Consider the following 22,465-nt stretch of genomic DNA (forward strand, 5'->3'; position numbering starts at 1 on the left):
TTCAAAGCTCCGCGTACAGGCGTGCGGGGTTGAAGATGCCCCGTGGGTCGAGTTGTTGCTTCAGGCTGCGGTGATAGCGCATCAACGCGGCCGGCAACGGCTGGAACGGGTTGTCGATCAGGCCATGGCTGTAGCAGGTGACGTGGCCGCCCACCTCTTCGACGACCTTGCGAATGAACGCCGCTTCAGCGTCGGACTTGAGCCAGCGCTGGGCGCCGCCCCAATCGATCAATTGCCGGCCGGGCAGGGACAACCGAGCGGTGTTGTGCGGCACGGACAAGCGCCAAAGCGGTTGATCCTCGTCGAAGAAACTCAGCCGATGTTCGTTGAGATCCGTCCAGTAAGCACTGTCCAACAACTCGCCCCCCAACCGGTCATGGGCCGCCGCCACCGAGCCTTCGCCCCCTTCCAAGCGCAGGTGCAGGCGCTGCCCGTCATGGCACGCGGCGCTGATGGGCAGCGGTTGCTGGCCCCATTCCGCGAGTCGCAACAAGGCGCGTTCGCTGTCCATTTCCAGGCTGATGCTCAAGCACTGCCGTGGTTTGGGCAGCACTTTGAGCGAGACTTCCGTGATCACGCCCAGGGAACCGAAGCTGCCAGCCATCAGGCGCGACAGGTCGTAGCCGGCGACGTTCTTCATCACTTCGCCACCGAAGCGCAAGTGCTTGCCATGGCCGGTGATAACGCGTGTGCCGAGGACGAAGTCGCGCACCGAGCCCGACCAGGGTCGACGGGGGCCCGACAGTCCGCAGGCGATCATCCCGCCGACGGTGGCGTCGTCACCGAAGGCGGGCGGTTCGCAGGGCAGCATCTGCTGTGCTTCATCCAGCGCTTCCATCAGCTCCGACAAGGGGGTGCCGCAACGGGCGGTGATCACCAGTTCGGTCGGGTCGTAGCTGACGATGCCACGGTGCGCGCGCGTGTCGAGGACCTCACCCGCGACGATACGGCCCAGAAAAGCCTTGCTGTTGGAGCCCTGAATGCGCAGTGGCGTGGCATTTTCCAGTGCCTGGTTGACCTGCTCCAGCAGCGCGGCGCTGTCATCGATATCCCGTTCGCTGCGCATCAGAATCGCTCCAGATCAGGGAAGGGCAGCTGACCCATGTGCACGTGCATGGCGCCAAACTCGGCGCAGCGATGCAGGGTCGGAATGTTCTTGCCCGGATTGAGCAAACCACTCGGATCGAACGCCGCTTTGACGGCATGGAACACGGTCAGCTCATCGCTGTTGAACTGCGCGCACATCTGGTTGATTTTCTCGCGACCCACGCCGTGTTCTCCGGTGATGCTGCCGCCGACCTTCACGCACAATTCGAGGATCTTGCCGCCCAGGGCTTCGGCACGGTCGAGCTCGCCCGGTTGGTTGGCGTCGAACAGAATCAGTGGGTGCATGTTGCCGTCGCCGGCGTGGAAAACGTTGGCGACGCGCAAGTCATACTCGGTGGACAGTGCTGCAATCGCACGCAGCACGCCGGGCAACTCGCGACGCGGGATCGTGCCGTCCATGCAGTAGTAATCCGGCGAAAGGCGACCCACTGCCGGGAAGGCATTCTTGCGCCCGGCCCAGAAACGCACGCGCTCGGCTTCATCCTTGGCCTGGCGCACTTCGGTGGCGCCGGCGTTTTCCAGTACCTGGCGCACGCGGTCGCAGTCGTCGTGGACATCGGCTTCGACCCCGTCGAGTTCGCACAACAGAATGGCTTCGGCGTCCACCGGGTAACCGGCGTGGATAAAGTCTTCAGCGGCGCGAATCGCCAGGTTGTCCATCATTTCCAGGCCCCCGGGAATGATGCCGGCAGCGATGATGTCACCGACCGCGCGACCGGCCTTTTCGACGGAATCGAACGCCGCCAGCAGAACCTTGGCGGTCTGCGGTTTGGGTAGCAGTTTGACCGTGACTTCGGTGATCACCCCGAGCATGCCTTCGGAGCCGGTAAACAGCGCAAGCAGGTCGAAGCCGGGCGAGTCGAGGGCATCGGAGCCCAGCGTCAGGTGTTCGCCGTCGACCGTCAGAATGTCGACCTTGAGCAGGTTGTGCACGGTCAGGCCATATTTCAGGCAATGCACGCCGCCGGCGTTTTCAGCGACATTGCCGCCGATTGAGCAGGCAATTTGCGAAGACGGGTCGGGCGCGTAGTAGAGGCCGAACGGCGCGGCTGCCTGGGAAATCGCCAGGTTGCGCACACCCGGCTGGACCCGTGCCGTGCGGGCGGCGGGGTCGATGTGCAAAATGTTGTTGAAGCGGGCCATCACTAAAAGCACGCCTTTTTCCAGTGGCAACGCGCCGCCGGACAAACCGGTACCGGCGCCACGGGCTACCACCGGGACGTGCATTTCATGACAGAGTCGAAGCACGCCTTGTACCTCTTCGAGGTGGCGGGGCAGCACCACCAGCAGGGGCGTGGTGCGATAGGCTGAGAGGCCGTCGCATTCGTACGGTTTCAGCTCTTCCTGCTGATGCAGCACTTCCAGCTTCGGCAAGCGGGTTTGCAGGGCCCGCAGTAGGGCGTCCTTGTCGATGTCCGGCAGCACACCATCAACGCGTTCATCGTAGAGAATGTTCATAGTCGTTTTACGATACTCCGTTCGTGCATTGCCGGGGCAGCGGTCTGTTTGTTTGAGCGTTTGGGTGAATATCCGTTTCTGCGGTAACGGCGGCTATTGGTTCCGCCCTTACGGCGGGTCACTTGGAGAAGCGCCAAGTAACCAAGCGCTTTTGCCCCTTTCGTTCGGCCCTTCGCTTAGGCTCAGGGTTCCCTCGCTCCGGTCCTGCTCCGTGGGCCCGCCGCCATCGGCCATCCATGGCCGGGGGCGGCTAACCCGGCATCCATGCCGGGTTGCCCACTGCGCAGAACCTCCACTCGGCCTCACGAGGGGGCGACCACCGCCAATGCAACCGAGGCGGCCTGCGGGCCGACCTGGTTCTTCAGGTGTATGCATTCCCCTGTGGGAGCTGGCTTGCCAGCGATGGTCGTTAACGATAACGCGTGCGGTCTGAAGGAACGCGGTGACTGGACGTCCATCGCTGGCAAGCCAGCTCCCACAGGGTTCCGGATACATCCGCAAGAACAGGTCGTCTGTCAGGCCGCATTCGCGAGCAAGCCCGCTCCCACAGTGGATTGTTGGCGGGCATGACATGGGTGTTCACCCCCGATGATCCTGACGAACTTCAGGCCGGCTATCAGGCCGCCTCGCTTTGTTTTTGATCTTGATCTGCCCCGTCGGAAGGCCGAGCGCAGGTTCTGCGCAGTGGGCAACCCGGCATGGATGCCGGGTTAGCCGCCCCCGGCCATGGATGGCCGATGGCGGCGGGCCCACGGAGCAGGACCGGAGCGAGGGCATGGCGAGCATTAGCGAGCCACCGTACGTCAGGGGCGCTGGGCGCTTGGTTACTTGGCGCTTCTCCAAGTAACCCGCCGTAAGGGCGGAACCAATAGCCGCCGTTACCAAAAAACGGATATGCCCCCAACCGCACAACGAAAACCAAGCCAACCGCATCCGCTAATGCCCACCCACAACCATCTGCGTAAACGGCGACACATACGCCTGCAACGTCACCAACCCACCCACCAGAATCGCCAAAATGATGGAATGGAAGAACACATAACGCAGAATCTCCCCTTCATGGCCATACCAGCGTGTAGCAGTGGAAGCCACCACGATCGACTGCGCATCAACCATCTTGCCCATGACCCCACCGGAACTGTTGGCCGCCGCCATCAACACCGCGCTCAGACCGAGTTGCTCGGCAGTCACTTTCTGCAAACCGCCGAACAGCACGTTGGACGCCGTATCCGAACCCGTCAGCGCCACGCCGAGCCAACCGAGCAGGGTGCCGAACATGGGGTAGAAAATCCCCGTCGCCGCGAACGCCAGGCCCATGGTGGCGTCCAGTCCCGAATAGCGGGTGAGGAAGCCGAGGGCGAGCATCGCCACAATGGTAATCAGCGAATAACGCACAACCCAGATTGTTTTCAGGTACTGCTTGATCAGTTGCGGGATGGAATACCCCATCAACAGCCCGCCCAGGATCGCCGCCAGCAAGATGCCGCTGCCGGTGCTGGTCAGCCAGGTGAACTTGTAGACCGCCTCCTCGGTTTTAGGCGCAGGCACCACCGGCGGAACCTTTTCGATTTGCTGGTGGATCGTGCCGAAGGTGATGACCGGGGCAAAGATCGGATTCGCTTCGCGCAGCGGTTTGCCTTGAGGGTCGAGCTTGGCGGAGTTGGTGACCGGATCGATCGCCGGGCGGGTATCGAACATGTTTTTGAAGCCCTGGGTGCCCCAGGCGAAAACGAACACCGTAAGGATGATCCACGGCATCCACGCGCGCATGACGGCAGGCTTGGCATCGCTGGCAAAGGTCGTGCTGGCGACGGGTTTTTCGTCATGCTCCTCGGCTATCTTGGAGTTGTCGACACGTCCGGATAGTGCAGCAGAAGTGTGCACGGTCGCAGGTTTCCACACCCTGAGGAAACCGGTCAGGCAGGCCATGGAAATCAGCGCGGCGATCACGTCCACCAGCATCGGCCCGTGGTAGTTGGACACCAGGAACTGCGGCACGGCAAAACTGACGCCGGCGACCAGGATGGCCGGCCAGATTTCCAGCATCTTGCGCCAGCCGGCGAAAGCCCAGATCAACCAGAACGGCACGATCACCGAGAAAAACGGCAATTGCCGACCGACCATCATCGACAGCTCCATTTCATCCAGGCCGGTGACCTTGGCCAGTGTAATGATCGGCGTACCCAGCGCGCCAAACGCAACGGGCGCAGTGTTGGCGATCAATGCCAGGCCGGACGCGGCCAGCGGCGAGAAGCCCAGACCGATCAGAATCGCCCCGGTGACCGCCACCGGCGTACCGAAACCGGCAGCCCCTTCGAAAAAGGCGCCGAAGCAGAAGGCAATCAGCAGCAACTGCAGGCGACGATCGTCGGTGATGCGCGCCAGCGAATCTTGCAGCACTTTGAATGAGCCGTTCTCGGTGGTCAGTCGATGGAGGAAGATGATGTTGAGCACGATCCAGCCAATCGGCAGCAAGCCGTTGGCGGCGCCATAAAGGGCGGCCGAACCTGCCATGTTTGCCGGCATGCCGAAGGCGAAGATCGCGATGACCAGGGCCGAGGCGAGGGCGAGCAATGCCGCCAGATGTGCTTTGATGTGGAAGAACGCCAGGGCTGCCAGCATCACTACCACCGGCACTGCTGCCATGATGGTTGAAATGACCGGGTTGCCGAACGGATCGTAGATTTGCTGCCAGACCATGTTCCACCTCTGCTTTTTATTGTTGGGAGTGCAGACCCCGAGGGGGGCGGTGGCTTCTAGTATAGGTGGCATTGCGCCGCTGTCTTGTACCCTTGTACATCGGGCCTTTCAGCGCTTTTTTGAACTAAAAATAAGGACTGCGGTACGCGTTAACCGACTTCACTACCCGGAGGAACGCAACAATGACTGAACGCCATTTGCTCCACACGGAAACGCTGTCGAACGGATGCAGCATCAAGGTCAAGGCCGAGATCCTGCGGGACGGTTCGTTGGGAATGTTCATAGGTGTCTACCGACCTGATGGCACGGCCATTGAAGAGAACGATCATCCAGCGCTGCATTTTCTCGACATGGAGGCGGCCATGGAGTGGGGGATCGAGAAAGCCAAGGACATCGGCAACGGGCAGAGGACGTTGTAGTGCATGACTTGGGTTCGCGGTGAAGCTTTCGCGGGCAAGCCTTGCTCCTACAGGTCGGAGGGTGTTCGCAAAAATTGCGTACGCCGCAAAACCTGTAGGAGCGAGGCTTGCCCGCGAAGCTTTTAGTGCTTGAACATCACATGCCGAACAACGGTGTAATCCTCCAGCCCGTACATCGACATGTCCTTCCCATACCCGGACAATTTCTGACCGCCGTGGGGCATTTCGCTGACGAGCATGAAGTGGGTGTTCACCCAGGTGCAGCCGTACTGCAAGCGCGCAGACATCCGATGCGCGCGACCGACATCCGCGGTCCACACCGACGACGCCAGGCCGTAGTCCGAATCGTTGGCCCAGCCCAGCACCTGCGCTTCATCGGTGAATTTGGTTACTGAGACCACCGGCCCGAACACTTCGCGGCGAACGATTTCGTCGTCCTGCAGCGCGTCGGCCAGCACCGTCGGTTCGAAGAAGAAACCGTTGCCTTCAACCGCCTTGCCACCAGTGATCAAACGAATGTGCGATTGCGCCACGGCGCGCTCGACAAACCCGGCCACGCGGTCACGGTGCTGCGCGGTGATCAGCGGCCCCAGTTCGGTCGCCGGATCATCTTGCAACCCGTACTTGATGCTGCTGACCGCCGCGCCGAGCTTCTCGACGAATCTGTCGTAGATGCCTTCCTGCGCGTAGATGCGGCAGGCGGCGGTGCAGTCCTGGCCGGCGTTGTAGAAACCGAAGGTGCGAATGCCCTCGACCGCGGCGTCGATGTCGGCGTCGTCGAAGATGATCACCGGGGCCTTACCGCCCAGCTCCATGTGCATGCGTTTGACGCTGTCGGCGGTGCTGGAAATGATGTTCGAGCCGGTGGCGATCGAGCCGGTCAGCGACACCATGCGCACTTTCGGGTGAGTCACCAGCGGGCTGCCGACGGTAGGACCACGGCCGAACACCAGGTTGAGCACGCCGGCCGGGAAAATTTCCGACGCCAGTTGCGCCAGGCGCAGGGCGGTCAGCGGGGTTTGTTCCGACGGCTTGAGCACCACGGTATTACCGGCGGCCAGGGCCGGGGCGATTTTCCAGGCGACCATCATCAGCGGGTAGTTCCACGGCGCGATGGAGGCGATCACGCCCACCGGATCGCGGCGGATCATCGAGGTGTGCCCGGCCAGGTATTCACCGCCGGCGGATCCGCTCATGCAACGGCTGGCGCCGGCGAAGAAACGGAATACGTCGGCAATCGCCGGGATCTCGTCGTTCAGCGCGGCGCTGTAGGGCTTGCCGCAGTTGTCCGATTCGAGCTTGGCCAGTTCTTCGCCGTGGGCTTCGATGGCGTCGGCGAGTTTGAGCCGCAGCAGCGAGCGTTCTTTTGGCGGGGTCTGCGACCAGCTGTCGAAGGCGGCATCGGCAGCGCGCACGGCGGCGTCGACCTGGGCTTCGCTGGCTTCGTTGATTTCCACCAGCACGCGACCGAGGGCCGGGTTGAACACCGGTTGGGCGGGGCCTTCGCCGTCGAGCAATTGGCCGTTGATCAGGAGTTGGGTTTGCATGGTTCTGTCCTCTTCGGAACTGTTGTTTTCTTCTGAAGGAACCGGCCCAAATGTGGGAGCGGGCTTGCTCGCGAATGCGGTGTGTCAGCCAAGATCAATGTTGAATGTTAAAGCGCATTCGCGAGCAAGCCCGCTCCCACAGGATCCGGTTCCTTCAGGGACGTCGTTGTCAGATCGTCGATCTGTTTACCGGCGCACCGGAAAGATCAGCCGCCTTAACCAGCGGTTTCGAGAACTTCCACGCATCCCCCGCCGGTGCCGTGCCTTTGTCGTACGGCTTGCCGAGAAGCATGTAAACCAGCCCGGCGCCCATCACCACCAGCGTGGTCAGGATCATCGAATAGTTGATGTACCACGGCGCATCCGGTGAACGCGGCCAGACCATGTTGACGATGGCGCACACGCCGTAGATCAACGCCGCGAGGTTCACCCACAAGCCCCAGGCACCCAGCGTGAATTGCCCGTTCGGACGCCAGCCCTTGGCGCGGGCGATCAATGCAGCGACGATGATCAACTGGAACGCCACGTAGATACCAATCGCCGCGAAACCAACAATGGTCGCCACAGCGTCAGCCATGAACATGCCCAGGCAAACAATCGCTGCCGGCACCAGGCCGCTGATCAGCAACGCGAACGACGGCACATGGTTGCCCGAGAGGCGTTTGAGCAGCGAACTGCCGATGATCATTTCGTCACGGGCGTAGGCGAACAGCAGGCGACTGGCCGCCGCTTGCAGACTCAGCACGCAGGAGATGAACGACACCATCACCACCGCCATCACCAGTCGCGAACCCACCGGGCCGAAAGCATTGGCGAGGATGGTGGCCACCGGGTCGGTGTCTTCACCGGCCAGGACCTTGGCCATGTCAGGCACCGAGAGGATCAGCGCCAGGCAGGCAAACATCGCCGCCGCGCCACCGATGTAAATGGTCATGCGCATGGCCTTCGGAATGCGCTTGCCCGGGTTCGGGGTTTCTTCGGCGACATCGCCGCAGGCCTCGAAACCGTAGTACTGGAACAGACCCGCCAACGAGGCCGCGAGGAACGCCGGCAGGTACGAACCGTTGACCTCAAGGTTGAAGGTGTCGAACAGCACACTGAACGGCTGATGACGCTCGAAGATCAGCAGGTAACCGCCGACCAGAATCGCCCCGACCAGCTCGCACAGAAAGCCGAACATCGCCACCCGCGCCAGTAGTTTGGTGCCCACCAGGTTGAGGGCGGTCGAGAGCAGGATGATCGTCAGGGCAATGTAGATGTTGGCTTCGGGACCGGGATTGAAGCCCAGCATGATCGCCAGGTATGGCCCGGCACCCACGGCGACCCCGGCGATGGTGGCGCACAGGGCCCAGGCATACACCCAGCCGACCATCCACGCCCAGCGCTTGCCCACCAGACGACGGGCCCACGGATAGACACCCCCGGAAATCGGGAACTGCGAGACGATTTCACCGAAGATCAGGCACACCAGCAATTGCCCGGCGCCGATCAGCAGGTAGGACCAGAACATCGGCGGGCCGCCGGCGGCCAGGCACAAGCCGAACAGGGTGTAGACGCCGACGACCGGCGACAGGTAGGTAAAGCCCAGGGAGAAGTTCTCCCACAGGCTCATGCTGCGGTTGAAATCCGAACTGTAGCCGAGGGCGCGGAGTTGTTCCGCGTCCTGATCGGCGCTGACGCTTGCACGCGCGTTGGATGAGCCACTCATTTTATTTCCTCATTATCAATGGCAGGTGTTTGCTGGGTTGGCCGGTTGGCCGGCCGTTGCTCTTGTGGGCGCGAGGCTTGCCCGCGAAGCTGTTGGTGTTTTAAAGGACGCCTTCGCGGGCGAGCCTCGCTCTTATAAAAGGAGGGTGCGTCAGGCTTTGGTTTCGTCGTCGTACTGCGAAAGCCATTCAACGGCAGCATCGCGATAACGACTGAAACCCTTGTAATCAACCAGTTGCTGATTCAAATCCCGCAGCACCCGATGCATGCGCCGGGCCCACGCCGGGTTGGTCGCGATGTCTTCGAGACTGAGCAGGTACGTGCGGATCGGAAAGACGATGGCGTTGCTGCGCGGCAGGCGATGCAGTGGTTGCAATTCGATGCGCAGGTAAACCAGTTTGCCGGCGTTTTCTGCGGTGACGATGGTCCGGTCCGGCGCCCATTCCGGCAGGCTTTCGGCCGAGACTTCGAGGCGCGGGTTAACGGTCAGCGACCAGTTCAGGCGACGCACCGGATGGCCGGTGCGCAGGCGCAGCAGGAACTTCAAGGCGCGGTCGAGCATGCCGATTTCCTTGACCAGCGGTACCGGCCCGTGGAACTCCTCCCAGCTCATGCCGAGGTTGAATCGCAGCGAGTAATCCGCACGCTGGGTCGCGATACCCGCGCCCCAGTACAGCGTGCCGTCGCGTTCCTCCTGCAACACCCAATCGCCCTGGGCCTGGCGGGTCACGTACTCCATCGGCTCGTAGGGCAAGGTGGCCGGATCGCCGAAGGTGAAGTGGTCGTCGATGTCCAGCAGACGGTTGGTCCAGTGCCACTGCCGACCTTCACGCGCCAGGCTGAAGTACTGCGGATAATCCCGGGCGTAGGACTCCATGATCAGCTCCAGCAAATCCCATTGCGCCTCCATCATGTGCGGTGCCGAGACGTAGTGCATGCCCGGATCTTTCTCCAGGGTGATCGCGCGGTCCCGGCATTCGCTGATGTAGTGCTCGTCGATATCGAATGCGGCGCGAAACGCACCGTCGCCCACCGACACATGCGGTTCGAGGTTCATCGAATACATGTAATCGTCATCGGGGAACGGGAAGGGCGCGCGGGCGATGGTTTCCGGGCTGTTGGCGAAGGTGTAGTCGTCGCGATAGGTTTCGTCGGGATTGAATTGGATATTCATTGTTTTTTTTCTCCGTCGATCAGAGGTCGATGACCAGGCGATTGCACTTGGCGCGGGATACACAGGGCATGATTTTCTTGCGGCCGACCTTGTCTTCGTCGGACAGCCAGTCATCGCTGTGCAGCAGCTCGCCGTCGAGTTCCAGCACTTCGGTTTCGCAATGCCCGCAGGCACCGCCGCGACACAGGTAGGGCATGCTGTAGCCGGCGGCTTCGACCGCTTCGAGCATGGTCTGGTCAGGCGAGACTTCGATGGTTGCGCCGCTGCGGCCGAGGGTGAAACTAAAGGCTTCGCCGCCGCTGCTCTGTTCGAGGAAACGCTCGAAGTGCACGTGGCTGTCGGTCCAGCCCAGATCTCGGGCGCAGGCCAGGGTGGCGTCGATCATGCTGTCCGGGCCGCACACATAGACGTGGCTGCCCAACGGGCGGTCGGCGAGCACCCGGCCGATCTCCATGCGCGATTCAATGCCCTTGCGGTACAGGTGAACCTGTTCGCCGTAGGTGGCCTGCAACTCCTTGCCGAGCTGCGCATGTTCTTCACCGCGCACCGCGTAATGCAGTTCGAACGGCACCTTGCTCAGGCGCAGTTCTTCCAGCTGGGAAATCACCGGCGTGATGCCGACGCCACCGGCGATGAACAGGTGCAGGCGCGCCTGTTTGATCAGCGGGAACAGGTTGACCGGCGGGGTGACCTCGATCAGATCGCCTTCACTCACGTTGTCGTGCAGCGACGCCGAACCACCGCGCCCGGCGTCTACGCGGCGCACGGCAATCTGATAACTGCTGGTGTCGTACGGCGAACTCAGTAGCGAATACGGGTTGCGCAAGGTGTTCTGTTGATTGGCGATCAGCACCACGACGTGGCTGCCGCCGGAGAAGGCCGGCAAGTGCGCGCCGGTCGGCGACACCAGGGTGAAGCGCTTGATTTCCGGGGTCACCGCTTCGATCCGGGCGACGCGCAAATTCAACGTGCCATTGTTCTGGCTCATGTGTCGAGCTCCTCGGCTTCGGGCAATTCACCCGGGACTTCGGCATCGGCCTTGACCGCCTGAAAGGCCGCCAGCCGCCGGGAATAGTGATCGCGCACCACCAGCGTCAGGCCACAGCCGGGGCAGTCATAGACGCGTTGAGTCACGTTTTCGGTGTAGGTGTCGCAGTGCACGCACCAGACGCGGCGAACCAATGTGCCGGAGTGTTCGCGCAGCACTTCGTCGCGGTTCAGGTCGAAATGCGTGGCCACCTGCATGGCGCTGCCGAGGAAACTTTCCGAACCGGCGAGATAGAGACGGGTGCCCATGCGCGCTTCGCCGAGCAGGGTTTTCAGCGCGTCGATCAACGACTGGTTGGTCGCATGCACATGCAGCGGGTGCTCGGGGTGCTGCTGCAACTGTGTGAGGAAGTCCTGGCCGGAAAAGGATTCCAGGGAATACAGCAAGGTAATCGGCCGATCCTGGCCGGCCATGTCTTCCAGCAAGCGCAACATGGCGCGACCGCCGCTGCCTTGGCCGGCAATGATGTGCCGGATACCTCCCGGCAGCGGTTGCAACCGGTCATAGACCGGTCGGCTTTTGATCCCGGTGATCAACATTTTTATTATTCCTCCTGGCTACCGGCGCGGCTGATGAAAGCCGGCCCTGATGCAAAGCCCAACGATGGTGGGTTGCAGGTAGCAGGAGCACAGGTCGTGCCAGTTATTCAAGTTATTGAAAATAAAGGATTTGTTGATTATTGCGGGATGGGTGACAGGCAAAAGTAACTGGATATGTATGCGTTTTCGCAGCGGTCAGGTGTAATCCAGGAAAACACAGAACCTTGTGGGGGCGGCGGTGCGACGATTCGACTTGCCCGCGATAGCGGTCTGCCAGCCGACATCTCTGTTGAATGTCAGTCAGTCATCGCGGGCAAGTCGAATCGTCGCACCGCCGCTCCCACAGGGACCGCGCCGTGCTCACTGACATTGCAGGGTTTCAGTCACGCTGGAGTTTGCGAATCAACGTCCCGATGTCGATCCCCAGATGCACCGCCGCTTTGCGCTTGCTGCCGCACAAGTGCACCGCCCTGAGAATGATCTGGCGTTCGAAATGTTGAACCTGCAGCTTGAGGTTCTGCTCCGCATCCTCCTCGTCGGCCACCGCCGGTTTCACCCGCTCCTGAGGGCGCACCGGTTCGAGCAGCTCAGCCGGCAGATGATGCTCCTGGGCTTCATCGTCGGCGAGCACCGCCAGCCGTTCGAAGATGTTCACCAGTTCGCGAATGTTGCCGGGATAGTCGTAACCCATCAGCCGCTTGCGGCAACCGGCGGACAGGCTTAGCGACGGTTCGCGATCGCCGTTGATGCGGCTCAGAAGAATGTCGATGAGAAACGGCAAGTCATCCCGGTGCTGGCGCAGCGGTGGAATTTCTACCGGCAGGACCGCCAGGCGATAGTAGAGGTCGGCGCGAAACTCACCGATGCTCACCAGATGACGCAAGTCTTTGTTGGTGGCGGCAATGACTTGCACCTGCACCGTTTTGCTCAACGGTGAGCCGACCGACTGGATGGTGCTGTCTTCGAGGAACTTCAGCAGCTTGGCCTGCACGTGCAGGGGGATTTCACCGATCTCGTCGAGGAACAAGGTGCCACCCGAAGCGGCCTCGATATAGCCTTGCTTGCCGCCCTGCAACGCGCCGGTGAAGGCGCCGCGTTCATAGCCGAACATCTCCGACTCGAACAGGCTCTCCGGGATGCTCCCGCAGTTGACGTGAATGAACGGCCGATCACCCCAACCGGCGGCGCGGTGGATGTGCCGTGCGATGGCGGTCTTGCCGACGCCCGGCTCGCCCAGCAGCAACAACCGCGCACGTCGCCGGAACGCGCGCACGCCGGTGTCGGCGATGCTCGAGAGCTGCGGTGAGAGGTGCAAGGCGTTGTCCTGCGGATCGCGCAGGCCCTGGGGTTCCACCGGCCGGTTGCCCAGCGAGGCGCGACGCTGTGGCTGGCTGCCGTCGAAGTCTTTCTGAGTCAGCATCCTGAACGGTTTTTCGTAGGCCCCGGTGGGAATGGCGTGGGTGCTGCTGAGCAGAACCCGACCTTCCCGCGAACGGGTCAGCGCGCTGTTGCCGCCGCGATTCAGCGCGGCCTGAAAATCGTCGTAATTCAGCGCCGAGCGCTGGTAAAACTCACTGTCGGACAAACCGCTGGCTTGTTGTCGGGACACCCGGTTGACCCGCTCGGCGGCGAGGTTGAGAAAGCGCACCCGGCCTTCACCGTCCGTCACGATCAGCGCGTCACTGAAGCTGTCGAGCAAGGCGTGCAGCGCGGGGGTTTCCAGCAACGCGCCGAGCACTTCGCTGCTGACGTTGACCGAAGAGCGCATGCCCATCTGCAGCGTGGGTGGCAGGTTCTTGTCTTTCATGGGTGCAACTCTTCGGCACGGCGCACGCCCTGACTTTCGCGAAACACCGCAACCCGCCAGGCCACGCCTTCACGAATCAGGATGCGCGAGCAGTGCACATTGAAATTCAGCTGGCGCCCGCTCAAATCCGGCAAGGGCAGGCTGTGCCAGGTGCGCTCGGGCAGGGCGTTGTCCAGCAGCAGCCGAGCGATGCCGGCGCCATGGGTGATGCCGAAGGTCTCTTCGAAGGCTGCGTTGCGCCATTGCGGTTGCAGGTGCTCATCGATCACCAGCACCGCGTCGGGCACCGCATCGAACACCCGGCGCAAGGCGTCAATGCGCTGCTCGGCGTCGTGCTGCATGCGCAGTTCCTGACTGACATCGCGAATGCTGCCCCACATGCGCAACAGATGGCCGTTGACGATGGTCGCGCGTACATCGTTCTCGACGTAGGCCGGCGAGCCGTCGTGCCGGCGATCCACCGACAGCGCGCAGTCCACGTGGAACCCGGCTTCGATCAGGCGCCGTACAAACTCTTCGTTGGCCGGGCTACGCGGCCAGTACAGGCGCACCGGTTGCTGGTTGAAATCGACATCCGAGGGCATCTCGTAAACGTCGGCCATGGCGCGATTGCACAGCCGCCAGTGGGAGTCGTTTTCGAACACCTGGCGCACGATTTCGTCCGGCGAGGTGTTGATGTCCACCGCCTCGGCGAACTCGATGCACCAGTACGCGACCTTGGCGCTCTGCAGCATCTGGCTCATGACTTCATTGGCGTTGTGCATTTCCCGCAGTCGGTGGCCCAGCGCGCCGAGGGGGATTTTCAGCAGGTGCAGGCGCGCCGGGTGGACCGAGCGCCACTCCAGCAATCCGCAAGCGACCACAGGCAGCAAGCCGCCGTTGTGGCGAATCAGGGTCAGTTCCAGGCTGTGGACTTGCTCATCGGCGGGCGGATTGGCAAACAACGACTGCACGACGCGCAGCGATTCGACGCTGAAGATGCGTTCGATCGGCTGGTTCAGCATCGCTTCAGGGTCATAGCCCAGTTGGTCGCTGAGGCTGGCGGACAGGCTGATCAGGTGCCCGTCAGCGCTGAGGGTGCTGGTCAGCGGCTGCGCCTTGTTGGTCAGTAGATTCAGGATATCCATCGGTGGATCGGCTCGATTTGGCTAATGGGGCCTGGCTGAAAACACTCAGGCAATCAAAGCGGGGCATATCGCATGCCAACTAAAAGGCGCTGCGAACAGGGGAGCACGAGGGCAGGCGAGTCGTTGAGCGCTGCGATAATGCAACGGAATGTGCATTTATGCAGCGCTCACGTTGAGCGTAGTCGGGAGGCGGGAGGTGGTTGGGTCAATCCGATTGGTGACCCAAATCGTTGTCAGGCCTTGCTGGCGGCCAGGTAAGCACCGAGGCGACGGCCCATTTCTTCGCCCAGGGCCTGCAATCCGCTCATCGGACGCACCATCACCTCGAAATCAACGATTTTGCCTTGCTCGTCGAAGCGGATCATATCGATGCCCTTGAGTTCTTTTCCGCCGACCTTGGCGCTGAATTCGAGGACGACATTCAAGCCGTCCGCAGTCGCCAATTCGCGGTGGTAGGTGAAATCTTCAAAAACCTCGAACACGGTGTTGAGGATCATCGTGACCACTGGCGCGCCGGGGTAAGGCGTGTGGGCCATCGGCGAGCGGAACACCGCTTGCGGGGCCAGCAACTGGGGAAGGGCTTTCAAGTCGCCCTGGCGGATCATGGCGTGCCATTGGGCCAAGGATGCAGCGGCGTTGGGGTGCAGTTTCAGTTCGGACATCTTCAACTCCTGTTTTGTTGTTGTTCTGAAAGCATTGCCAACGACTGTATCGCAATGGGTCTGAAGCGCTGCTTATGGCGCTGTATTCAGGCGCTCAATGGCTGTGCTCCTGCGTGGCCAGATAGAGTTGACGGTACGCGACAATCAGCTGTTCCTGGCTGAAGGCGAGATTTCGACCGCTCGGATTGGGCAGCACCCACACCGCGGCATTGCCAAAAGTCCTTGTTTGCAGGCCCCAGGCTATTTCTCGCTGGCGGGATAACGCGCAATACGCCGCTTTACCGAGAAACGCTACGAAGCGTGGCGCATGGCGTGAGATTTTCTGTTCGAAGTTCGCAGCAGCGGCGGTGAACTCATCCACCGAGAGCTGATCCGCTCGCGCCGTCGGCCGATCCACCACGGCGGTCAAACCACACTGATACCGCAAAATCTGTCGGTCGTTTTCCGGACGCACTTCCTCCGGCGTGAAACCGGCCAGATGCAGCGTGCGCCAGAAACGGTTGCCCCTGCCGGCAAAGTGATGCCCCTGGGCTGCGGCCATCATGCCCGGATTGATCCCGCAAAAAATCACCGACAGATGCTCGGCCAGAATGTCTTCGAGTCCTTCGCCCACTTCAAGAACCCCTCAAGCGCAAATCACGTTGACCGCGTTACGTGCCATTTCGGTCAACTCATCACGGGATTTTCCTGCCCGCGCCCGGATCGAAATGCTGTGCAGCAACGATGAGGCGAGAACGGCGAGGGCGGTCGGGTCGACATCCTTGTTCAACTCGCCTTTGTCGATGGCCACGCGCAGCCGCGCTTCCAGATCGGCATCAAGGCGGCTGAGCCGATCCGACAACACTTCGCGGATTTCCGGATCCTCGACGGCTTCAGTGGCTTGCGGATCGTGAATACGGTGATGCCGGTTGAAAACTGGGCATTCGAGGGGCCGGATGGCGTGGAGACGGTGAACATTCCGATTTCTCCGTTTCACGTCAACACCGCCGACGCGATGACGGTGGCGATAACGAACGGAATGGGGATCGGCATTCAGCCTATTGCATCCGCAGTTGACGGCCTGAGAGCAGGGACGTTAGTGCGTGTATTGCCTGAGTATCACTTTGAAGAGTTCAACTTGTTTGCGATCTACCCGTCACGAAAGTTCGTGGACGCAAAGATAAAGACATGGGTGGAATTTCTGAAGGATCACATACCGGTGCTGCTGGCCTCCGATGAAGAAATCGCCGGTTCAGCCGCAGGACGATAATGCAGGGGGCGCGGCAGGCATGGAGTGTCGACCCTCCATCGTCCGCACGGTCCTCAACCGTTTGAACAGCCGGTGCCCATTACCTGGTACTGCAGGATATGGCGTTGACCCTTCGAGTCTTCATAGGTCATTTGCTTCGGCACTGGCGCGCACTCGTCTCCGGTATCCGTCACGGTAATGATTTTCTGGATATCGAGTTTCATGCCGTAGGAGTAACTTTCAACCGGAATCTGGCTGGCCGCATGAGTGGGGGTTTCATCCGAGTATGCCTGTGCGGCTACACCGGCAAGTGCCAGAAACATTGCGATCTTTAACGTTTTCATGGTGTTCACCTTCGCATCGAGTTTCAGTGGGTCCCGGTGAGTGAGTGGCTGCTTGACTCATTCGTTTACCGGGTGAAGTCGATGCTAGAAGTTTACTCTTTCCTCAAACAGCGGTCCGCTGGATAAACACTGTTTCCAGATTGCGCAGGTATCCAAGGAGGGCTACTTGGGGATCTTATTTTCTTTGCTTCCTGCGGGGCTTCGTTGCGGACCAAATCGATCTAAAAATGCCGTTTCGCACGGCTGACGGTGGGCTACTCTTGAACATGTAGGTGAAGACGCAGACTGATGCGCAAGCGGATGGCAAGGACACGTGGGGCGCGTTCCGAAGGGTACACGGTTAGAAAGATCTCCGCGCTGAGATCCAGCCCTTATGCCGTGTGAAGCAGAAGAGCACAAAACTGTTCTGTGAGAGTCCTGATAAACCTTGTAAGCCGGAGACCAGCACCGGCCACCTACTCGAATCCCAAAGCCCGCCTTGTGCGGGCTTTGTCGTTTCTACCGCTCCGCTGTCTCCCGCAAAACACCACGAAACCTCTGTTGAAATCCCCTGTGGGAGCTGGCCTGCTAGCGATAGCGGTGTGTCAGGTAATCTGTTTCTTGCTGATGAGCCCGGTACCCTGTGGGAGCTGGCTTGCCAGCGATGGCGGTTTTTCAGGCGACATGGGTTTTGAGGGTGTACATATCCATTCCTGCGGTAACGGCTGCTAATGGTTTCGCCCTTACGGCGAGTTACTTGGAAGAGCGCCAAGTAACCAAGCGCCCAGCGCCCCTGACGTACGGTGGCTCGCTAGTGCTCGCCATACCCTCACTCCGGTCCTGCTCCGTGGGCCCGCCGCCATCGGCCATCCATGGCCGGGGGCGGCTACCGCGGCATCCTTGCCGCGGTGCCCACTGCGCAGAACCTGCGCTCGGCCTTCCGACGGGGCAGATCAAGATCAAAAACAAAGCGAGGCGGCCTGATAGCCGGCCTGAAGTCCGTCAGGATCATCGGGGAGAACACCAATGTCATGCCCGCCAACAATCCACTGTGGGAGCGGGCTTGCTCGCGAAGGCGGCCTCGCAGACGACCTGCTCTTGCGGATGTACCCGGAACCCTGTGGGAGCTGGCTTGCCAGCGATAGACGTCCAGACACCGCATTCCTTCAGGCAGCACACGTCATCGTTAACGACCATCGCTGGCAAGCCAGCTCCCACAGGGGAATGCATACACCTGAAGAACCAGGTCGGCCGGTAGGCCGCCTCGGTTGCATTGGCGGTGGTCGCCCCCTCGTGAGGCCGAGTGGAGGTTCTGCGCAGTGGGCAACCCGGCATGGATGCCGGGTTAGCCTCCCCCGGCCATGGATGGCCGATGGCGGCGGGCCCACGGAGCAGGACCGGAAGGAGGGCATGGCGAGCCTTAGCGAGGCACCGAACGAAAGGGGCAAAAGCCCTTGGTTACTTGGGGCTCCTCCAAGTGACTCGCCGTAAGGGCGAAACCGCCAGTCGGCATCACAAAAAAAACGGATCTGCCCCCAACTCAAAACCAACCCCATCACCAGATCAAGCAGGACACCGATATTGGCCATTTCAATCCCCTTTTGGCCGACATCACTCTATGAACCGACCAGTTCGTCAGCAAGAATCGAAGCAGAGCGCTGCTCTTCCAGCACGCTAGCAACACCACAACAAGAATCCTGCCTTCCTTGCCCTTGGCAATTTTCAAGTCCTGCCGTGTACAGAACATAAAAACCAACGAGCGACACACTTGGGGAATTCATTCATGGTCACGATGAAACGCATACTGGGCGCCACCGTGTGTGGGCTGACGCTGCTGGCCAGCGCCGTGCACGCCGAACAGCGGGAACTGCGGGTGTACAACTGGGCGGATTACATCCTGCCGTCCGTGCCCAAGGACTTCGCCGAGAAAAGCGGCATCAAAGTGACCTGGGACACCTTCGACACCAACGAGTCGCTGGAAGCCAAGTTGCTCACCGGCAATTCGGGATACGACCTGGTCGTGCCATCGAATCAATTCATCGAAACCCAGATCAAGGCCGGTGTGTTCCAGAAGCTCGACAAGTCCAAGCTGCCGAACTGGAAGCACCAGGATCCGGCGCTGCTCGCGTTGCTGGACAAGAACGACCCCGGCAATCAGTACGGCGTGCCTTACATGTACGGCACCGTACTGATCGGCTTCAACCCGGCCAAGGTCAAGGCCGCGCTGGGCGAGAATGCGCCGGTAGACAGTTGGGACCTGGTGTTCAAACCGGAGAACATGGAGAAGCTCAAATCCTGCGGCGTCGCGATGCTCGATTCACCTTCGGAAATCCTGCCGCTGGCGCTGCACTACCTGGGCCTGGACCCTAACAGCCAGAACCCGGACGACTATGAAAAAGCCAAGGCGTTGATGCTGAAGATTCGGCCTTACGTCACCTACTTCAACTCCGCCAAGTACATGACCGACATCGCCAATGGCGATATCTGTGTCGCCATCGGCTACTCCGGCAGCTTCTACCAGTTCGGCAATCGCGCCAAGGAAGCGGGCAACGGCGTGGTGGTCGATTGGCGCTTGCCGAAGGAAGGCGCGCCGATCTGGTTTGACACCTTCGCCATCCCGAAAAGCGCGAAGAATGTCGAGGAGGCCCACGAGTTTCTCAACACCTTGCTGGAGCCGACAGTCATCGCCCCGATCAGTGACTTCCTCGGCTACCCCAACGCCAACAAGGACTCGATTGCGCTGATCAACAAAGAGATCACCGGCAACCCGAACCTGACGCCGACCAGCGAAGCGTTGAAAACGCTCTATGTGGTGCAGCCGTTGCCGCAAAAGCTCGAGCGGGTTCGTACGCGGGTCTGGACCAGCATCAAGTCCGGCAATTAAGGCTCAGGGTTGAGCCAGTCTGGTTATTTTGCTGTACGCATCCCCTTGTAGGAGCGAGGCTCGCCCGCGAAAGCGGTGTATCAGTCGCCATTGATGTTGGACATGACGGACTCTTCGCGGGCAAGCCTCGCTCCTACATGGGGTGGGGCATGTCGTGGTTTCGTTCAGATCCGCGCCAGCGCCTGAGCCAGGTCGGCGCGCAAATCCTCGACATCCTCGACCCCCACCGACAATCGAACCAACCCGTCACCGATCCCAAGTTGTGCGCGGGTGTCGGCGGGGATGGTGGCGTGGGTCATGATTGCCGGATGCTCGATCAGGCTTTCCACGCCGCCCAGGCTTTCAGCCAGGGCGAATATCTGCACGCTCTCGAGGAAACGCTTGGCGCCGGCCAGATCGCTTTTCAAATCGACAGAAATCATCCCGCCGAAACCGCGCATCTGCCGCTTCGCCAATTCATGCTGAGGGTGTGACGGCAGGCCCGGGTAATAGACGCGCGCTACCTGCGGCTGACGTTCCAGCCATTGCGCCAGTTCCAGCGCGTTGCTGCAGTGACGTTCCATGCGCAGTGCCAGGGTTTTTACGCCGCGCAGGGTCAGGAAGGCATCGAACGGCCCGGAAATGGCGCCGACCGAGTTCTGCAGAAAACCCAGGCGCTCAGCCAGTTCAGGGTTCTGACCGACCACCGCAATGCCGCCGATCACGTCAGAGTGGCCGTTGAGGTACTTGGTCGTCGAGTGCAGCGCGATGTCGAAACCCAGCTCCAGCGGACGCTGGATCCACGGACTGGCGAAGGTGTTATCGGCCACACAAATGATGCCGCGCGCGCGGCAGACACGAGCGACGGCAGCGAGGTCGGTGAGGCTCAGCAACGGGTTGCTCGGCGTCTCGACCCAGACCATCCGCGTGTCGTCCTGCAGGGACGCTTCGAAGGCCGACAGGTCAGTCAGGTCGACGAAACTGAAGCGATGGCCGGCGCTGCGTTTGCGCACCTTGTCGAACAGCCGGAAGGTGCCGCCGTACAGGTCATTGCCGGAGACGATGTGCGAGCCGGCGTCGAGCAGCTCCAGCACGGTGGAGATCGCCGCCAGCCCGGAGGCGAACGCGAAGGCCTGAGTGCCGCTTTCTAGGTCGGCGACGCAGCGCTCGAGGGCAAAGCGCGTCGGGTTGTGCGAACGGCCGTAGTCGAAGCCCTTGTGCACGCCGGGGCTCTGCTGCAGGTAGGTGGAGTTGGCATAAATCGGCGGCATCAATGCACCGGTGGTCGGGTCCGGCGCCTGCCCGGCGTGGATCACCCGAGTGGCGAAGGCGCGCGGCGCGGCGTTTTCATCGTGTTGACTCATGCAAGGGATCTCCGCAAATGATTGAGCAGGTCGACGCGGGTAATCAGGCCGTGGAAGCCCGACGCGTCGGCGATGATCGCCACCAGCCCGCGATCGAGTTCTGACTGCAGCTCGGCCAGGTTGGCACTGGCCGGCAGGGTTTGTACTTTGTCGGTCATTGCGCTGGCCACGGTCAAGCGGAAGTGTGAAGGGTCTTCCGCCATGCCCAGCAGAATGTCGGATTCGTCGATCACCCCGACCAGTTTCTTGCCGTCCACCAGCACCGGCAATTGCGACACATCCGCCAGGCGCATGCGCTGGAATGCGGTGAGCAAGGTGTCGTCCGGGCCGACGCTGATCACCCGGCCATCCTCGAAACGCCGTGCGATCACATCGCGCAAGTCGCCATAAGGTTTGCGCGCCAGCAGCCCTTGATCGTTCATCCACTGGTCGTTGTAGACCTTCGACAGGTAGCGGGTGCCGGTGTCGCAGACGAAGCTGACCACGCGCTTCGGCTCGGTTTGCTCGCGGCAGTAGCGTAGCGCTGCGGCCAGCAAGGTGCCGGTGGAAGAACCGCCGAGAATGCCTTCGGCGCGCAGCAACTGACGGGCGTGGTCGAAGCTTTCCTCGTCGCTGATCGAATAGGCATGGCCCACGCTGGACAGGTCGGCAATCGACGGAATGAAGTCTTCGCCAATGCCTTCCACCGCCCACGAACCGGGGGTGGTCATGGTGCCGCTGCGGCTGTATTCGGCCATCACCGAGCCGACCGGATCGGCCAGCACCATGGTCAGGTTCGGCTGCACGCGCTTGAAGAAACGGGTCAGCCCGGTCAGCGTGCCGGCCGAGCCGACACCGACGACGATGGCATCCACGTCATGCTGGGTCTGCGCCCAGATCTCCGGCGCGGTGCTGCACTCATGGGCGAGCGGGTTGGCGGGATTGTTGAACTGGTCGGCGAAGAACGCGTCGGGAATTTCCAGTGCCAGTCGTGCCGCGACGTCCTGGTAATAATCGGGATGGCCCTTGCCGACGTCGGAGCGGGTGATATGTACCTCGGCGCCCATGGCCTTGAGGTGCAGGACTTTCTCGGTGGACATTTTGTCCGGCACCACCAACACCACTCGATAACCCTTGGCGCGGCCGACCAGCGCGAGACCGAGTCCGGTGTTGCCGGCGGTGGCTTCGACGATGGTGCCACCGGGCTTGAGCCGACCGTCGCGTTCGGCGGCGTCAATCATCGCCAGGCCGATGCGGTCCTTGATCGAGCCGCCGGGGTTCTGCGATTCGAGCTTGAGAAACAGCGTGCACGGGCCGGTATCAAAACGGCTGACGCGCACCAGCGGTGTGTTGCCAATCAGTTCAAGCACGGCAGGGCGGGAATCGTTCGGCATGTTGTCACCTCTTTGCGGG

At 61.3% G+C, this 22,465-nt stretch carries 18 protein-coding genes and 2 pseudogenes; 4 read left to right on the forward strand and 16 right to left on the reverse strand.

All coding sequences use genetic code 11. The features are described from left to right. Position 1: 1 nt before the first annotated feature. From glcE to J2Y86_RS00555, 3 genes are all read right to left on the reverse strand, one after another. Entirely contained in the window at positions 2–1,066 is a 1,065-nt protein-coding gene (glcE, locus tag J2Y86_RS00545; protein ID WP_253427290.1) for a glycolate oxidase subunit GlcE, read from the reverse strand. Then, positions 1,066–2,565 (reverse strand): glycolate oxidase subunit GlcD, encoded by a 1,500-nt coding sequence (gene glcD / locus J2Y86_RS00550; RefSeq protein ID WP_253427291.1) that lies wholly within the window; start codon positions 2,563–2,565, stop codon positions 1,066–1,068. The genes glcE and glcD overlap by 1 nt, the downstream gene beginning before the upstream one ends. 936 nt (positions 2,566–3,501) lie before the next feature. After that, positions 3,502–5,265, reverse strand: coding sequence for an L-lactate permease (locus J2Y86_RS00555; RefSeq protein WP_253427292.1), 1,764 nt, complete (start codon positions 5,263–5,265; stop codon positions 3,502–3,504). A 182-nt stretch (positions 5,266–5,447) separates the two neighbouring features. Between J2Y86_RS00555 and J2Y86_RS00560 the strand changes: the two genes are divergently transcribed. Next, a complete protein-coding gene (locus tag J2Y86_RS00560) occupies positions 5,448–5,684 on the forward strand; it encodes a hypothetical protein (RefSeq protein WP_214384270.1) in 237 nt (78 codons plus the stop codon). 122 nt (positions 5,685–5,806) lie between these two features. Here J2Y86_RS00560 and J2Y86_RS00565 read toward each other — a convergent pair whose 3' ends face one another. From J2Y86_RS00565 to J2Y86_RS00585, 5 genes are all read right to left on the reverse strand, one after another. Then, a complete protein-coding gene (locus J2Y86_RS00565; protein WP_253427293.1) occupies positions 5,807–7,231 on the reverse strand; it encodes a gamma-aminobutyraldehyde dehydrogenase in 1,425 nt (474 codons plus the stop codon). A 169-nt stretch (positions 7,232–7,400) separates the two neighbouring features. Further along, positions 7,401–8,939 (reverse strand): APC family permease, encoded by a 1,539-nt coding sequence (locus J2Y86_RS00570; protein ID WP_253427294.1) that lies wholly within the window; start codon positions 8,937–8,939, stop codon positions 7,401–7,403. Positions 8,940–9,089: 150 nt separating this feature from the next. Continuing rightward, positions 9,090–10,112, reverse strand: a complete 1,023-nt coding sequence (locus tag J2Y86_RS00575; protein WP_017338160.1) for a heme-dependent oxidative N-demethylase family protein — start codon at positions 10,110–10,112, stop codon at positions 9,090–9,092. A gap of 19 nt (positions 10,113–10,131) precedes the next feature. Further along, positions 10,132–11,100 carry a PDR/VanB family oxidoreductase gene (locus tag J2Y86_RS00580; RefSeq protein WP_253427296.1) on the reverse strand — a complete coding sequence of 323 codons (969 nt, stop codon included), beginning with the start codon at positions 11,098–11,100 and terminating at the stop codon, positions 10,132–10,134. After that, a complete protein-coding gene (locus J2Y86_RS00585) occupies positions 11,097–11,699 on the reverse strand; it encodes a dimethylamine monooxygenase subunit DmmA family protein (protein WP_253427298.1) in 603 nt (200 codons plus the stop codon). Before J2Y86_RS00585 ends, J2Y86_RS00580 begins: the two co-directional genes overlap by 4 nt. Before the next feature lie 33 nt (positions 11,700–11,732). On the opposite strand from J2Y86_RS00585, the gene J2Y86_RS30140 reads away from it, so the two are divergent. Next, on the forward strand, positions 11,733–11,867 hold the full coding sequence (locus J2Y86_RS30140; RefSeq protein ID WP_301308628.1) for a hypothetical protein: 135 nt from the start codon (positions 11,733–11,735) through the stop codon (positions 11,865–11,867). Between the two features lie 211 nt (positions 11,868–12,078). Here the strand turns inward: J2Y86_RS30140 and J2Y86_RS00590 are convergent, their stop codons facing one another. The 5 genes and pseudogenes from J2Y86_RS00590 to J2Y86_RS00610 form a co-directional block, all read right to left on the reverse strand. Then, on the reverse strand, positions 12,079–13,506 hold the full coding sequence (locus J2Y86_RS00590; protein ID WP_253427300.1) for a sigma-54 interaction domain-containing protein: 1,428 nt from the start codon (positions 13,504–13,506) through the stop codon (positions 12,079–12,081). Beyond that, positions 13,503–14,633, reverse strand: a complete 1,131-nt coding sequence (locus J2Y86_RS00595; protein WP_253427302.1) for a PAS domain-containing protein — start codon at positions 14,631–14,633, stop codon at positions 13,503–13,505. Before J2Y86_RS00595 ends, J2Y86_RS00590 begins: the two co-directional genes overlap by 4 nt. A 233-nt stretch (positions 14,634–14,866) precedes the next feature. Beyond that, positions 14,867–15,295: a nuclear transport factor 2 family protein gene (locus tag J2Y86_RS00600; protein ID WP_253427304.1), complete on the reverse strand. Its 429-nt coding sequence runs from the start codon at positions 15,293–15,295 to the stop codon at positions 14,867–14,869. Between the two features lie 94 nt (positions 15,296–15,389). After that, positions 15,390–15,908: a G/U mismatch-specific DNA glycosylase gene (mug, locus tag J2Y86_RS00605; RefSeq protein ID WP_253427306.1), complete on the reverse strand. Its 519-nt coding sequence runs from the start codon at positions 15,906–15,908 to the stop codon at positions 15,390–15,392. Positions 15,909–15,920: 12 nt separating this feature from the next. Beyond that, a pseudogene (locus J2Y86_RS00610) lies at positions 15,921–16,172 on the reverse strand (TetR family transcriptional regulator C-terminal domain-containing protein); the annotation flags it as partial. A gap of 3 nt (positions 16,173–16,175) precedes the next feature. Between J2Y86_RS00610 and J2Y86_RS00615 the strand changes: the two are divergent. Next, positions 16,176–16,544, forward strand: a pseudogene (locus J2Y86_RS00615) (LysR substrate-binding domain-containing protein); the annotation flags it as partial. A gap of 53 nt (positions 16,545–16,597) precedes the next feature. Here J2Y86_RS00615 and J2Y86_RS00620 read toward each other — a convergent pair. Beyond that, on the reverse strand, positions 16,598–16,867 hold the full coding sequence (locus tag J2Y86_RS00620; protein ID WP_253427308.1) for a DUF2790 domain-containing protein: 270 nt from the start codon (positions 16,865–16,867) through the stop codon (positions 16,598–16,600). 1,762 nt (positions 16,868–18,629) lie between these two features. On the opposite strand from J2Y86_RS00620, the gene J2Y86_RS00625 reads away from it, so the two are divergent. After that, positions 18,630–19,730 carry a polyamine ABC transporter substrate-binding protein gene (locus tag J2Y86_RS00625; protein ID WP_301308629.1) on the forward strand — a complete coding sequence of 367 codons (1,101 nt, stop codon included), beginning with the start codon at positions 18,630–18,632 and terminating at the stop codon, positions 19,728–19,730. 164 nt (positions 19,731–19,894) lie between these two features. On the opposite strand, the gene J2Y86_RS00630 is transcribed toward J2Y86_RS00625, so the two are convergent. Beyond that, a complete protein-coding gene (locus J2Y86_RS00630) occupies positions 19,895–21,073 on the reverse strand; it encodes a cystathionine gamma-synthase (RefSeq protein ID WP_253427310.1) in 1,179 nt (392 codons plus the stop codon). Then, the gene (locus J2Y86_RS00635; protein WP_253427312.1) at positions 21,070–22,446 is read right to left on the reverse strand and encodes a pyridoxal-phosphate dependent enzyme; all 1,377 of its coding nucleotides are present in this window, start codon (positions 22,444–22,446) and stop codon (positions 21,070–21,072) included. Before J2Y86_RS00635 ends, J2Y86_RS00630 begins: the two co-directional genes overlap by 4 nt. Positions 22,447–22,465: the final 19 nt, after the last annotated feature.

It is taken from the genome of Pseudomonas migulae (assembly GCF_024169315.1).
Lineage (GTDB): Bacteria > Pseudomonadota > Gammaproteobacteria > Pseudomonadales > Pseudomonadaceae > Aquipseudomonas > Aquipseudomonas migulae_B.